The sequence below is a fragment of the Rhizorhabdus sp. P4_G5 genome (assembly GCF_056401065.1).
Map to the genome: position 1 here is coordinate 13,169 of NZ_JBFUKB010000002.1, position 13,729 is coordinate 26,897.

The 13,729-nt window shown below is 62.8% G+C and carries 16 protein-coding genes; 8 read left to right on the forward strand and 8 right to left on the reverse strand.

The window, feature by feature from the left end; translation table 11 throughout:
- Positions 1–251: 251 nt before the first annotated feature.
- On the reverse strand, positions 252–572 hold the full coding sequence (locus tag AC1DQK_RS02400) for a DUF736 domain-containing protein (protein ID WP_477867028.1): 321 nt from the start codon (positions 570–572) through the stop codon (positions 252–254).
- 354 nt (positions 573–926) lie between these two features.
- Between AC1DQK_RS02400 and AC1DQK_RS02405 the strand changes: the two genes are divergently transcribed.
- Positions 927–1,337 carry a thermonuclease family protein gene (locus AC1DQK_RS02405; RefSeq protein WP_477867030.1) on the forward strand — a complete coding sequence of 137 codons (411 nt, stop codon included), beginning with the start codon at positions 927–929 and terminating at the stop codon, positions 1,335–1,337.
- 341 nt (positions 1,338–1,678) lie between these two features.
- On the opposite strand, the gene AC1DQK_RS02410 is transcribed toward AC1DQK_RS02405, so the two are convergent.
- The 3 genes from AC1DQK_RS02410 to AC1DQK_RS02420 all read right to left on the reverse strand — a co-directional run bounded on the left by AC1DQK_RS02410 (position 1,679) and on the right by AC1DQK_RS02420 (position 5,395).
- Positions 1,679–3,664, reverse strand: a complete 1,986-nt coding sequence (locus AC1DQK_RS02410; RefSeq protein ID WP_477867032.1) for a ParB/RepB/Spo0J family partition protein — start codon at positions 3,662–3,664, stop codon at positions 1,679–1,681.
- Between the two features lie 85 nt (positions 3,665–3,749).
- Positions 3,750–4,259 carry a DUF2958 domain-containing protein gene (locus tag AC1DQK_RS02415; protein ID WP_477867034.1) on the reverse strand — a complete coding sequence of 170 codons (510 nt, stop codon included), beginning with the start codon at positions 4,257–4,259 and terminating at the stop codon, positions 3,750–3,752.
- Positions 4,256–5,395 (reverse strand): ArdC family protein, encoded by a 1,140-nt coding sequence (locus AC1DQK_RS02420; RefSeq protein ID WP_477867036.1) that lies wholly within the window; start codon positions 5,393–5,395, stop codon positions 4,256–4,258. Before AC1DQK_RS02420 ends, AC1DQK_RS02415 begins: the two co-directional genes overlap by 4 nt.
- 379 nt (positions 5,396–5,774) lie before the next feature.
- Between AC1DQK_RS02420 and AC1DQK_RS02425 the strand changes: the two genes are divergently transcribed.
- Positions 5,775–6,185 (forward strand): hypothetical protein, encoded by a 411-nt coding sequence (locus AC1DQK_RS02425; RefSeq protein WP_477867038.1) that lies wholly within the window; start codon positions 5,775–5,777, stop codon positions 6,183–6,185.
- Positions 6,186–7,647: 1,462 nt separating this feature from the next.
- Positions 7,648–7,938 carry a hypothetical protein gene (locus AC1DQK_RS02430; RefSeq protein WP_477867040.1) on the forward strand — a complete coding sequence of 97 codons (291 nt, stop codon included), beginning with the start codon at positions 7,648–7,650 and terminating at the stop codon, positions 7,936–7,938.
- Positions 7,939–8,305: 367 nt separating this feature from the next.
- Here the strand turns inward: AC1DQK_RS02430 and AC1DQK_RS02435 are convergent, their stop codons facing one another.
- Positions 8,306–8,641, reverse strand: coding sequence for a DNA -binding domain-containing protein (locus AC1DQK_RS02435; RefSeq protein ID WP_477867042.1), 336 nt, complete (start codon positions 8,639–8,641; stop codon positions 8,306–8,308).
- Positions 8,529–9,017: a transcriptional regulator domain-containing protein gene (locus AC1DQK_RS02440; protein ID WP_477867723.1), complete on the reverse strand. Its 489-nt coding sequence runs from the start codon at positions 9,015–9,017 to the stop codon at positions 8,529–8,531. Before AC1DQK_RS02440 ends, AC1DQK_RS02435 begins: the two co-directional genes overlap by 113 nt.
- Positions 9,018–9,364: 347 nt before the next feature.
- Here AC1DQK_RS02440 and AC1DQK_RS02445 point away from each other — a divergent pair, with 347 nt between their 5' ends.
- Positions 9,365–10,117 (forward strand): LuxR family transcriptional regulator, encoded by a 753-nt coding sequence (locus AC1DQK_RS02445; protein WP_477867044.1) that lies wholly within the window; start codon positions 9,365–9,367, stop codon positions 10,115–10,117.
- 79 nt (positions 10,118–10,196) lie between these two features.
- The gene (locus tag AC1DQK_RS02450; RefSeq protein ID WP_477867046.1) at positions 10,197–10,577 is read left to right on the forward strand and encodes a hypothetical protein; all 381 of its coding nucleotides are present in this window, start codon (positions 10,197–10,199) and stop codon (positions 10,575–10,577) included.
- Positions 10,578–10,901: 324 nt separating this feature from the next.
- On the opposite strand, the gene AC1DQK_RS02455 is transcribed toward AC1DQK_RS02450, so the two are convergent.
- The gene (locus tag AC1DQK_RS02455) at positions 10,902–11,045 is read right to left on the reverse strand and encodes a hypothetical protein (RefSeq protein WP_477867048.1); all 144 of its coding nucleotides are present in this window, start codon (positions 11,043–11,045) and stop codon (positions 10,902–10,904) included.
- 848 nt (positions 11,046–11,893) lie between these two features.
- On the opposite strand from AC1DQK_RS02455, the gene AC1DQK_RS02460 reads away from it, so the two are divergent.
- The 3 genes from AC1DQK_RS02460 (at position 11,894) to AC1DQK_RS02470 (ending at position 12,978) form a co-directional block, all read left to right on the forward strand.
- Complete coding sequence (locus AC1DQK_RS02460) at positions 11,894–12,139, forward strand: AbrB/MazE/SpoVT family DNA-binding domain-containing protein (protein ID WP_477867050.1); 246 nt, start codon at positions 11,894–11,896, stop codon at positions 12,137–12,139.
- Entirely contained in the window at positions 12,136–12,525 is a 390-nt protein-coding gene (locus tag AC1DQK_RS02465) for a type II toxin-antitoxin system VapC family toxin (RefSeq protein ID WP_477867052.1), read from the forward strand. Before AC1DQK_RS02460 ends, AC1DQK_RS02465 begins: the two co-directional genes overlap by 4 nt.
- A gap of 258 nt (positions 12,526–12,783) precedes the next feature.
- The gene (locus AC1DQK_RS02470) at positions 12,784–12,978 is read left to right on the forward strand and encodes a hypothetical protein (protein ID WP_477867054.1); all 195 of its coding nucleotides are present in this window, start codon (positions 12,784–12,786) and stop codon (positions 12,976–12,978) included.
- Positions 12,979–13,357: 379 nt separating this feature from the next.
- Here the strand turns inward: AC1DQK_RS02470 and AC1DQK_RS02475 are convergent, their stop codons facing one another.
- Positions 13,358–13,555 (reverse strand): DUF6961 family protein, encoded by a 198-nt coding sequence (locus AC1DQK_RS02475; RefSeq protein WP_477867056.1) that lies wholly within the window; start codon positions 13,553–13,555, stop codon positions 13,358–13,360.
- Positions 13,556–13,729: the final 174 nt, after the last annotated feature.

The following is a 13,729-nucleotide window of genomic DNA, read 5'->3' on the forward strand; positions in this document are numbered from 1 at the left end:
CCCCTCGTTTCGGGCCGGTGGCCATGCCCCGCGCCCTTGCTGGACACGGGCCGCCGGGCTCAGGCGGCCGGGTTCTTGAGGCTCGATTTCGTATAAAGCGGTGTGGGTTGAACCGGGTGGCACGGGCTTTTGTCCGTGCAACGGAAAGCGGACGGTGCAGACGCCCCCGCCTGCAGAGTCCCTCGCGAGCTATGGCAAATCCGGCGCACCGCTTCATGCCCCGCGCCCTTGGCGGACGCGGGGCAGTTCGCTCAATCGGCCGGGTTCCAGATGATCGCCAAGGCGTCGTCGTCGTCCTGACCGGCGGCGCGGCCGAGATTGGCGTAGAGCCGGCGCGGGCCGAATTCGGGGGCGGCGAGCGACAGCGACACATAGTCCTTGCCGCTCATTTCGCCGCGCCGGACCCACCCGGCCCCGACCTCGACGCCGGCTGCTGACACGCGATAGTCGGGCTGGGTGTCGCCGGACTTGCGGGTGTTGGGAATGATCTCGATGTCGGTGCGGATCGAGAGCGTCCTGAGCTGGCCCTTGAAGCCGTTTCCGTCGCGGGTGACATAACCGATGGCTGGCATATTTCGTCTCCTGAAAAGTCGCCCCGAACCGTTTCCGGGCGATGGGCGGACCAGAGGGGCGGTCGAAGCAGGCCCCGCGAACCGACAGGCCGGAGCGACAGCGGAGGACCGGAGCCAAAGGCTTATTTGAAGCGCAGCGACCGCGAGGAGCCCGCGCCCACCCCACGCGGCGGGCCGCGGGGGGTGGGGGCGGGCGCCCGATGGATTGGTCGTGGACTGCGCGGACGCACCATCGCGCCATCGGATCGATCGTCCAGGGCACGCACGGCGACGCTGCCGCCATTGCCGGTTGTGCGGCGGACAAGGACGGGCAAGGGTTCCCGGTGCGGTACGAAAGACGGTAAGGTCAGCACCATGTCGATGATCGCCATCCGCCTGCCGACGAGCTGCGCCGCGCTGTTGCTGATTGCGGCCGCGCCGCCCGACCAAGGGCGCGTCGGCTACGTCATCGATGGCGACACATTCCGGCTGGAGAGCGGCGAGCGCATTCGCATCGCCGGGATCGACGCGCCGGAAACACATGCGGGACAGGCCAGATGCAGGGCCGAGATCGCGCTCGGACGATCCGCGACCGCGCGTGCCCGGATGCTGCTTGATGGCCAGAATGTCACGATCATGCGGGTCGGGCGCAGCTATAACCGCACGGTCGCGCGGGTGACGCTGGCCGGTCTCGATGTGGGAACCGAACTGGTGGCGACCGGCGTCGCGCGCTGGTGGCCGCGCTGGCAGCGCAAACCCGACTGGTGCGGGCGCGCACGCGGATGAGAACAAGGGGAATAGCCGCGCCCCGGCCAGCGTGCCGAGACGCTCGACGGTGCAGCGACCGATCAGGAGATAATCGTCCTCGTCGGCGGCATAGGACTGCACCCCGCCCTCGCGGGTGAACAGGGCGTGCTTGGCGCATTGGCCGCAATAGGCGCCCGACCAGCGCGCGAAGGGCAGGCCATGCGTGATGCACCGGCTTTCGAGGCGCTCGAACCGGCCCCAGGCCACTTCATGCGCCATGAGTTCGAGCGGCGCACCCTCGCGAAACATCGCGAGCGTGAAGGGTTCGGCATCCCATTCGGTGGACAGTCCCTCTGCCTGAACGAGGGCGGCGAGATCGATCAGCAGGGATCGCGGCAGGGTGCCGCCGATGGAGATGCTCGCGGATACGCGGTCGGCCATGATGCCCTCCTTTCCCGCGCGCCCGAGCCCATCAGGGCGAGGGCCTCGGGATCCGGCAGGGCCATGACCGCGCCGGGTGCGGTCGGAGGTTCGGGTGACCAGCACCCGGTGCTGTTCAGGTCATGCTGGGGGCATGACCGACCCGATACTGGCTCGTCCTCGCTTGGGCGGAGCCGCTCGATCTTGCGCGCCGCCTGCGCCTTGGCATGGGCCGCAACGGTGCCGACGCCTCCGCGCGCCGTATAGGCGGCGGGCGGGAACGCCATCCAGCGCGGCACCCAATTCTCGCGCCGCTCGCGCCCGTTGGTGCCGTCGATATGATCGCGGACGATGCGTTTCAGGGTCTTGGTCTTCTCTTGCCGGTTGGCGCTGGCGATGGTTTCGCCGGCCACCTCGGCGACGATCCGGGTCAGCACTTCCCGGTCGCGGACAGCCGAGAAAAAGGCGTCGTCGGCCTGCCAGCAGCGTGCCATATCGACGCCGATCTCCATGCCCACCGCCTCGACGGCGGCGCTGCCCGACGCCAAGGTTTCGCCCATGACGATGGCGATCACCTCCATGACGACCGCATCGGGAAGGTCGAGTAGCCGCTGGAAAATGCCGACGACGCCATAGTCGGCGCCATTGCCCCCCGTCACGGTCGGTTCCTCGGCGGAAAAGCCGAGAACCGCCAGCACCGCGCGGCGGCGTTCGTCGAAATCGGCCTCGGCTTGTGCGTTGTCGAGGCTGTCGCGCACCTCGTCGTTGCGCGTGGATTGCGGCTCGGGCGTGACGCGCCAGAGGTGCGAACCGCCGATGGCATGGGCCACCATCAAGCGTAACGCGATGGCCGGATGGCCGGTCAGCGCGGCACGGACGGCGGCATGGCGATGCAGATCGACATAGGTCTGCATGGTCGATGTCACCTCGGGCCGCGCCGCTTTCTGGCCGGTCCCGTTCTCCGACCCCTCGGCCTTGGCGATCCGGCGGGCTTCCTTGCCGGAGACATAGCCTTCGTGGACGATCACCTCGCCGGTCGCGCGCACGTCGATATAGACGCGCCCGCCCTTGCGCTTGCCGGCCTTCTCATATTCCCAAGTCGAGAAATGATCGGACGGCGGCACGATGATCGCGTCGGCCCAGCCCTGTTCGACATAGGCCGCGCGGCGCGCCTCGATCTCGGCATATTGCGCCGTCCAGAACGCATCGGCATCGGCGACATAGCGATCCTCGCCGAACAGGTCGGCGATGGTCGCAAGGCCGCTCGCCTCCACGTCGAACAGAGCATGTTTCACCGGGATCGACTGCCCGCCGAACAGCCATGATTTCAACTGGTGGCCGGTCGGCAGATAGGCATTCTCGTCGTCGGCCAGCGCCAGCCACGCCTTTTGCTGGCTCTTGGACGCCATCGTCAGATGGCGCACTGTCGCCGCGTCGATCCGTTCCTTGCGGTATAGGTCGCGGATGGCGGGGAGCAAATTGCCGAGCGCCAGCACCCGTTTGACGGTAAGGTCAGGCAGGCCGAAGGTCGCGGCGATGTCTTCCACCTTGCGACCCTCGCGGACGAGGCGGGTGAAATTCTCCCACTGCGTCACCTCGTCGGGGTCGAGCCGCGCCATGTTCTCGATCATCGACGCCTCGATGGCGGCGGCATCGTCGCCCTCGTCGAGGATCGCGCAGGGCAGCAGTGAGTCCTGGGGCTCGGGCGTCGTATCACCACCCAAGCGCCGTTCCTCGGCGACGATCTTGGCGGCGTGGAAGCGGCGGCTTCCGGCGACGATCTCGAAACCGTCCGGCGCGCAGTTCGGGCGAACGATGACCGGCTGGATGACGCCACGGCTGCGCACGGTCGGCAGGATATCGGACACGTCCGGGGCCTTTTTGCCGTAGCGCATGTTGGCCTTGCTCACGACCAGCTCGTCGAGCGGGATAAAATCGAGTTTCATTGTCGTCACTCCTTGTGAGTGCCGGTCCGTCGATCTTTCCGGGTGGGCGGACCGGCTTACGATAGGCGGCGTTACGCGCCGCGCGTCATCCGCCTTTCCCGCTTTCGGGATCGGTCGGAAGCTCGGGGACCGGCGCGGACTCGATGCGCCGGATGATCGATTGGGCTTGGCTGATCGAACCGGCGCGGCGCGCGGTGTCGGCCCAGACCGACAGGCTGACACTCGTCGAAAAGCCGATATCGCGCTCGATGCCTGTCCCGAGCGACCGCCGCAGGCGGACGGTCGAAGGGCCGAGGCCGAACGGCAGGGCGATGCTCGCCAGTTCGGACAGGCTGAAACAGCCAAGTTCGGGACAGCCGAAACCGAGGTCGGCCAGCCCGAACAGGGTGTCGCCGTCGTCGTAAAGCTCGGTCGCGAGCCATGTCGCCGCCCCTCCGCAGCCATTCCAACGATGCTGCGCATCGGTGGAACCTTGGGCTGCTCCGCCCAGCGGATTGAAGAATTTGACGACGGGCACGGGATCATGACCGCTCTCGGCGGAGTGGTCGGCGTTCACGCGCAATGCGGCGTGAAGCTCCGAGGTCAACAGGATCATCCCGCAGCCCTCCGTTCGCCGGTGTCGGCTCGGGCGGCTTCGGCTCGGGCTTCGGCCCTTCGACCCTGCTCAGGACAGGCGTGCCGCGCCAGCAGCCAGTCGGCGGCCCTGCTGGCGGCACTGGCCGCGCGGAAGATCGCTCGCCCTCGCGGCCCGGCAGTCCCCCGGACTGCCGGGTCTTCGCTCAGGTCCTCGCGTAGAACGTCCAGCCAACGGCCGAGATAATCGGCGTGGCGCACGGTCGGGACGATGCCGAGGGCCGCGCAGAGAAAGGCCGAGCCCATTTCGGCAATCAATTCCTCGCGGGCATAATCCTTTGATCCGAAGCTGTTGACGAGTTTCCGGTTCAGCCGCGATCGGTGCCCGGTGGCATGGGCGAGTTCATGCAGGCAGGTCCGGTAATAGTTGATCTGCTCGACGAAGGCTGGTTGCGGCGGCACTTGCACATAATCCTGCGAGGGCACATAAAAGGCTTGGTTGCCGCCGACGCGGAACTCGATGCCGCTCGCCGCGATCACCTCCTCGGCGACGGGCACGATCTGGCGCTCGGGCAAGGGGATCGGCTCGGGCGCGAGGCCGGGGCGCAGCCCCTCGCACTGCGCGACGTTGAACACGGTAAACCGTTTCAGGAAGGCTATGGTCTTGGCGTCCTCGCCGGTTTTTATGGCGCGCGCCTTCGCGGCGCGATCGGAGGAGTCGCTCCCCCGGAGCGCCTCCCATTTCCGATCACGGGGGGTGAAGCGGTCGGCATAGACAATGGTCGTGCCGCGCTCGCCCTTCCTGACCGCGCCGCCCGCCTCGAGCGCCTGTTTGGAGGTCAGCCATCCCTGCGAGGGAAAGCCATGCTCGATCACCGCGCCCCACAGGATCAGCACATTGACGCCGGAGTAATGGCGCGCGGTCAGTGCGTTACGCGGCAGTCCGGGCGCGGTTCCGCCGGGATGCCCCCAAGGCTGCACCCACGGCACGCGCCCCGCCTCCAGTTCGGTGATGATCCGTGCCGTCACCTCCTCATAAAGATTTGTGCGGCTCGGTTCGTGACTGGTCCGGGCTGCGACTGCGGGCCGGCAAGCGGCGCTGGCCGCCTTGTGCTTGTCACGCTTGCCGCGCGCGCGGACGTTCGGGAAGACAGGCATCGTTCACCTCCTGCACCGCCCCAAAACCACCATGGCCTTCCCCCGAAGACCCCATGGGAGAGGTCCAGACCGGAGCCACACACGAAACCAAATCGCGCGTTCCTGGCCCCGGTCGGGGGTGGGCGGCAGGTGCGACCGAAAAGGCCCGCTGCGCGCGGCGGGCCGCACCCGAAGGGCCGAAACGGAGTGAAGGACATGAGCGAAGCGAATGTTGCGGCGCGCCGAAGCGGGCCTAGCAGGAAGCACCGCCCACCCCCGACCAGAGGCTAGGATTCAAACAACGCCATCGTGCAGCGATGACCGCAGCGGTCCGACTATGATGACCACAAGCCGACGTCCACCCCGAACGTCGGTGGCAAGACTGAAGGTCTCCCTGGACATGATCAATCTATTCAACGACGCGCCAATTCAGACGACGATTTCAGCGATGCTCTTTTCGATGGAGCTTAGCCGGTCGAAATGGCTGATCACGTGTTTGTCGCCGGGCAGCGGCGAGCGAATGTCGAAGCAGGTTATGACCGCCGGCGATGTCAGCATTCTTCTTGAGCGGCTCGATGCGATCGGATCGAAAGCGGAAGCGCGAACCGGACGACGCGACGCCCACCTCGCGCGCCGCCGGGAGAGGCTACAGACAACGCCGCCGCGGAACACGGCGACTATCAAGGGGGGCGTTGCGGGGGGCTCCCCCCGCAGAAGGGGTCCGCCGAGACGGCTCGGCTCGGCTCGGTGGCAGGGGAAGGCTTTCCCCGCATTGCTGGAGAAGATCGGCCCGCCGCGCTTCGATCGATAATATAATATCGCACGACAACATTAACACTGTTAGTGTGCGTAACGATGTTAGCGAATAAACATGAGCTCGGAGGCCTCGATGCACTGCGCACTTATGTGACGCAGATCCTAGGCACGCGAGTTCCCGTACCCATTCAAGAATCATGTCAGTGAAGTTCGACCAGGTTTACTTTCGCCTAACAAGCCGAACGAAATCCGCTATCATGCTTTTGACCATTGCGGGTCTGTCAGCTGTTGATTTTCACCCGCCACTCACGAACCTCGGGTCGACCTCCCGGACATCCATTCACGTCACCGAGCATTTCACGGGCACAGCCCAGCAGTCCGGCACCATAGTTTCCAGGCTCTCTCAACAGAATCCCTTGCCTGCGCCTTGGTACTGACTGCGCCACGGCGCTTTGCTACATTTTCCATCGTGACACCATAGATGGTGTACCACCATGAAATGTAATCGACGGTCCCGGCGCCAATCATCGCTATCTCTACATCTCCGAGATAGGCGCATTCATAGTTCGCACCATCGGGCTTCGCCCAACGCAGACGATGAACTCCACCGACATTATAAGGACGGGGCTCGGGTAGCCGCCGGCCCTCATTGAGGCCAGCTGTGTCTGTGTATCCGGAAGGTTCGCTGCGAGAGGAGACCGCCAGTCGTGAAGATGATGTGCGCCGCACGCAGCTCACGCCCTAGCCAGATAGTTTTTCATCCGAGTACACCCCTGGCCCACTACGCCCGTCGCATGGCCGATCGCCGGCCCTCGTTACGCCCCTCTACCCTATTACTTACGGACGGTTCTGCACTCGTCAATGAAAATGGTGCTGAAGGAAAACGGTTGGTTTCAGCCTGATGGCCAGGCCGCCGCAATCTCCGATTGGGTCAACGGTTGCCTTGCGCTTGCCCCAATGCGGCGCCGACAGGCGTCACCCGGGAGTTGAGACGGCAACCCGCAAGTTGGAACGCCTCCCCGCGGGTCACTTCATTGGCCAGCAACCGCTGAAGCCGCGAATGCGCTGACAAAGGCATGGTGGCGGATCGTCAGCATAACCGGTGCTTGATCTGCCTAGCGATCGATCGCAACAGAGGAACAGGCTGCCGACACCGAAGCTGGCGGAGAAGATACCTCCAATATGGATCGACCACCTCATTGACTATTTACAATCTTCGCTGAAACGTCTCTGGGATTTTGAGGGCAATTTCATAAACCCTCTGTTTTGACAACATGACGGCGGTACCAGCCGCAGCCTTCACCGAGACAGAGTCCTTCTTGTTCTCTGACGTGAGTTTGCACTGATCTGATGTCATCGTCACCAGCAACAATGGTAGCAGCAAAAGTCAAACCCGGGCGACAGCCCTGATCGCGTCAACCGTTCCCGTCACGAACCGGCTGAAGGTGCATGACGCCCTCGCCGGCTGAATGATGCTTCGCACTGGCAGAGATCCTTCAAAGCAGGTATATTGCAGCATGCGCTGGGCCGATCTGCCAACTATCATTATTGCAGTCATCTGGACACTCCTGCTTCTATCAGGCGTTGAGGGAGTTCTGGCAATCGAAGCGCAGCATTTGCCGGGTTATCCAGCAACCGGACAATGGGTTTTATATGTTGTTGTCCCAGCCTTCTTCCTGGCGATAACCGCGCTGGCGGCGTTACTCTCTCGGAAGGCTAGTTGGTTCTACGAACTCTATCCGTTCTCGGCTCTATTTACGGCATTCGCGATTGTTCCTGTCCTGCTCTTCTGGGGAAGAGGTGTTTGACGTCTGGCAGAGAAACCATGTGCGCCAGCGCCTCGCCACCGCCAATAACGAAAAGCCGACCTCGCTAGTCATCTCCCGGTATGCAGCGCACCGTCGCTCAGGCAAGCCCGACGAGCTTTCTCGGCTGAGTCGACGGCGCTTTTAGCGATCGCCACATCGATAATGCGCCCAGCTATGGGAAGCCCTCCCTTCCGCCGCTCCCCACCCTCGGCCACTCGGTTGATCTTGCGCAGCGCTCGTTCGTCGCCCAACACCCCTCAATCAGTCCAGGGCCAGTCTTTTGCGCGGGCGGAAAGGCAGCTCCTCACAACGTCCGGCCGAAAGCTGCCCGCGCAGATCCATCGACGCTGACCTTCGAAAGGGCTCGTCAGGGTCCGCGCCGCATCAGCTGACGATAACCGCCCCGCGCCATGATCCGCACCTCGCGCACCAATCTCCGGACCCGCGAACGCAGCGAATCCGATTCTCCGGCCCAATCGCCGGCCACCCGCTCGCTGCCGAATAGCACAGCACAGATTTCGCGCTGGCTCGCTCCTTGCCGCAGAGCGTCATGGACTCGCAGCGTCGCAATCCCGCGATCGATACGCGGATCACTGGGAAATAGCGATCGGGCAAAGCGGTGATGGCGGCATAGGTACAGAAAGCGACGCAACGGCAGCAATAACGCCTCCGCTGAAGCCAGCCCGCGAACCCGATACTGCAACAGAACCGCCTCCTGACCTTCCAGTCGCCCCTCCTCGATGTCGAGCCTTATATGATGCCAGCCATCGGAGAGGACCGCATGCTCTCGTCCTGCCTCGTCGATCGCGATGCTGAGCCAAGGGGAGAACCGGTCGATGCGAATTGAGTCGGGGTCGGCCGGGTCGGCGGGGATGGCGGCGACAGCGATCGTGCCGGGATCGAGATCGGCATGCCAGATGATCCGGGCCGCAGGTGCTGCGCGGTCCGGATGCTCGGCGAAAGTGCAGCCCCCACTGGAGCGGGTCCTGGCGGCCCGCAGGGTGGATTCCGCAGGTGGCGGTGCTCGCGCGAACATACCAGGCAATATAACCCGGATCGCGACGCAGCCATTCCCACATAAGCCCCGTTCGGTCGATGCCGCGCAATCGCGCATAGTCCGTTACATTGCGCCAATCCGGTGAAGGGCTCTCTTCGGCGGCATCGCTCACCGGCTGGGTGCCCGCGGCGAGAACCGGCCGACGCGAAGAAGACCCATGATGGAGGCATTTGCCAGCCCGTCCCAGTGCATAGCGCACAACGATAATCTACGGATTCCATCCCTGAGTGCGCTATGATAGCGCATTGTTACTGTTGAATCCGCCGGGTGTCGGACTGAGAGCCCGCCCTCTGGCCCGTAGGCGTAGGAAAGGACGATCGCCGGGAGTGCGGTGGCTTGAGACGCCGCCCGCGGTCGCGATGCGGCTCGATGCATCTGCACGCAATGGCGATGCGGTTCATGCACCTCGTCGAGGCGGCCGGAAACGCCGATGACCTCGCCGTGGCCATGGCCGCGATCACGACCGAACTCGGCTTTCAATATTTTGCGTTGACCCATCATGTCGATATCGTTGCGGCCAGCGGCAGCGCGATCCGACTGCACAATTATCCCCCGCAATGGGCCGATTATTATGATGGCAATGCGCTCGGCGTCGCCGACCCGGTGCACCGCGCGAGCCATGTGACGAGCCTGGGCTTCCGCTGGTCGCGGATGCCGCGCATGATTCCGCTGACCGCGGCCGACCGCCGAATGCTGGCGCTGGGTCGTGAGCAGGGTATTGGCGACGGCTTCACCGTGCCCGCCAATGTCCCCGGAGAGGCACGGGGCTCCTGCTCCTTTGCCAGTCAGGCCGGCCGGCCAATAGCCGAGACGATGTTGCTGGTCGCGCAGCTTGCGGGCAACTTTGCCTTCGAGGCAGCGCGACGTCTGTGGACCAAGCGCGGCCATCTGCCGGTCCCGCCTCCACGGGCGCTGACCGACCGTCAGCGTGACTGCGTGCTGTGGGTTGCGCACGGCAAGGGCGACTGGGAGATCGCCCGCATTCTCGGTCTGAGCGAGGAGACGGTCGCTCGCCATATCAGGCACGCCTGCGAGCGCTACGGGGTGAACAAGCGGACATTGCTGGCGATCCGGACGCTGTACGACGGAACGCTGACCTTCACCGATCTCTCCCGCCGCTGATATACCCCTTTTCCGGCATAGCGGCGCCATCCGCTTCTCGCCCACCCTGCGCCGATCACAGGCCCAGGGAGCCACATCCATGCTGCATGTTCTTCAATCTACCGGCAGCCCCATGTCGCAAACTATCCTCCTCGCAATGTTCGCTGCGCGCAAATCGGTCTTCGTCGACTTGCTCAAATGGGATGTTCCGGTCCTCGACGGCCTATATGAGAACATGCTTGAGACATGCGCCGATGCCTTTGGCCGCAAGCGGCTTGGACATGCGCATCGGCCACCCGGCCGCTCGATGGCGGGTCAAAAAATCTCTCAAGCGAGGTTCTCAAGCCTCGGCGCCGCCCTCGCGGCGCGTACCGAGACTAACATCCTGATTCCAAGAAGCAATACTATCCGCCCCGGAGCCAAAGGATCTCCCTTCGCCCGCCAGACCCTGCGTGTAGCCGACGAGACCGCAAGCGATTAAACGGGTGGATAGTTAGCGGCTCATCGTCGGAATTGCTGTCGCTCCGGTTTCAGAGCAGGCTGAATGAAGCCCGTTATTTGGGCCGTCTTCGGATATATGGTTTTCATTCTCGAGAAGATTCACCAACCGCCATGTGATCATTCGCCTGCATGGCACGGCGCCGTCCTGCAGAAACAGCGACAGCTGCCAGGTCCCGAACCATCAAAGAACAGATCGGGTCGCGCCCCATTTTTGCATCCATTTCGGTGCAAAATGACTCATGGCTTCAGACCTGAAGGTTTCGGCGGGCAGAGCGGTTAGCCCAGCAAGCCGCGATGATCGGGACTACGCTCTCACTGTCAACTGTTTGAGATGATCTGCGGCCACTTCAATTGCTGCGACGCTCAGGACGACGATGATGGCGAGCCAGATAAACAGCCTTCGCTGCACTTTGCGCGCCACGGATTTCAGCCCTGCCAGTTTAAGCATAATCTCCCCCGATCGAAATCGATCTGCCTCCGCGACGTGAGAGCGCGGTTGTTACAAGCTGCACCCTTTACGCTTCACTAATTGGGCAAGCGGATCGATTATCGGCTTCTCCCGATCATTGCAGGACAGCGCAAACCGACTCCACGAAGCGGCCGGCGTTGAAAAGGTCGGCTCCGAACGTCATGAGGAGCCGCTGCCGATGTCGCGTTATAGCCCTGATTTCTGTCAAATGGCCAGAAGCGCGCGCATTCACGTTATCGGCTCGAAAGGAGACCGGCGATGGGTCACAAAAGCCAAAGTGAGAAGTTCAAGGAACTCGCCCGCGAGCTAGAGGCGGACGATGACGAGGCGCAATAGGATGAGCGGCTACAGAAGCTCGTCAAGCACAAGCCAGTCGAGAAGTCGGACGCTTAGTCTCGGCTATCGCAAACCGGGCAGAGAGCAAAGCCGTCCACTACCATGCCCTGATGGCCTACAAACGGATTGCTGCAATGGGAGCAGATCGTGTCCGCCTTCTCAGGTCGGATAGAAGCATTCCGTGGCTGAAGCTTCGGGATAGCTGGGCGGTCTCGCGGTTTGTCCATAGCTGGAGGAGATCTCGCCCAGCCAAACAGGGTCAAGGCCGTGTTTGCAAACTATATAATCGCCCATTGATAGCATGAATTTGGCGCTCGCCCAGCGCTCACCCTCAAGGCCCGGATCACAAGCGCCCGAGTGTACCGCATAGCCGTTTATGGCCCAGGGGGGAGATTATGCCATAAAATATAGATCATGCCCAAAACTGGCCATATTGCCATATTCTTGAGGACAGAATATCGTGCTTTGAGCATTCAGAGCCGGAGCCGCCCGTGACCATTCAAGTGAACATTACGCCCACTGGACGAATGAGCCTTCCGGCGGACATCCGGAAGCGCTTGGGGCTGAACGAGGGAGGCTCGATTTTTTTGGAAGAAACCGAAGACGGCCTCGTACTCCGGACGGCGGCGCAAGCCGTCGCACGCGCCCAGGCGATTGCCCGGGAATTCTCTTCGGGTAAGCCGGAGGTTTCGGTCGATGCCTTCCTGGCCAGTCGTCGCGCGGAAAGCGGTGAATGAGCGAAGTCGTTCTCGACGCATCAGCCCTTCTGGCAATGCTGCAAGACGAGAGCGGCGGCGCGAAAGTCGCCGCCGTGATCGCCAATGCGAGAATGGGCGTGGTGAATTATTCCGAAGTCGTGAGCCACTTCATTCGCCTGGGGATGTCCGCTCGCGAGGTAGATGCAATGCTTGACCCGTTACCCATAACGATCGTGCCGGCGGACCAGGGGCTGGGCAAGCTCGCCGGGCGCCTTCGTGCCGTAACAGCCGAGGCCGGGCTATCGCTCGGAGACAGATATTGCCTAGCGCTTGCGCACCGAGACGGCCTGCCCGCCTGGACAGCCGACAAAGCCTGGAAGGCAATAGCCGACGCCGCGGCGGTCAACGTCATCGCCATTCGCTAGCCCCCCTGATCGTGTCGAGAGAAGCCTGCCTGWTTAACGACGAGGGTCGTTTAGCGGCGCCTAGCTGATAATCGATCTGTTTTGGTGGTCGCGAGGAGGTTCCGGGACAGCCCAAACCGATTCCACGAAGCGGCAGGCGTTGGAAAGGTCAGCTCCCAACGCCACTGGGGGCCGCTGCCGATATCGCGTTACAGCCCTCACTTCTGTCGATGGCCGGAAGCACGTACATTCGCGTTATCGACTCGAAGGAGAAGGAAGTTGAAGGCTCTTTCACTCGCATTGGCGGCTGTGTTGGTGATCTCAAGTGCAGCGCCTTCCATCGCGGCGCCCTGCAAAGATCCCAGGACCGGCAAGTTCATCAAGTGTGCTGATAAGCCGCCCAAGAAGCAGGTTTGCAAGGATGCCAAGGGCAAGTTTGCAAAATGCGGTGTGCCGGGTGCCAAGCCGATCTAGCGGCGGCGCGAACGAGGCCGTGCGACCAGCCATGCCGCCACCGCGGCTAACGCGCCACTAATTGCATAAGGCAAAGGTGAGCACAGCACGTCACCGAGTAACTCGTTGCCCCCATAATGTGTGCTGACCCACGCCAGCAGGGTGATAACGAACCCTAAAGCCGCAGCATCTCTACAGCCTTGATGTCCTTTGGATATCATCGCGCGCCAAAGCAGTGCGCAGATCGCTGCGATTGGAATCGCATAGAGAACGACAACTGCCGCTGCTCATCGAGCCTGGATCGGCACACCAATGAAGTTGCCCGCAGGGAAAGAATAGGCTGTCGCCAACAGGGTGCCGACAACCACCCCAACGCATAGGAAAGGCAGATCCCGCCGAATCAATGAACGGCTCCTGGCGGGGTCATTTCCTCCAGCTCCTCGATCCGTTCGAGAATGCGCATCCAGCTTTTATGCCCTTCCTGATCATTTGCCTCCAGCAGCTCATCTGCGCGCTGCGCAGCATGGAGCCACGCTGCGTCGCCATAGCGTTTCATAACATGGTGGGCACAGGCCCAGATTTCCTTGTCATCGATCATCGCGGTGGCCTCCCCGTCCACCTCCATCAATCTCACGCCGAGCACTCGATTGCCGCAGCACTGCGATGAGATTGGCGAGGCTGGTGACGATCGCCGCCACCCCCATGAGCAAAGATCCATCTGACAGCAGCATGTTCAACATCCTTGTTCGATTCGCTCAAGATGTTTGCATTT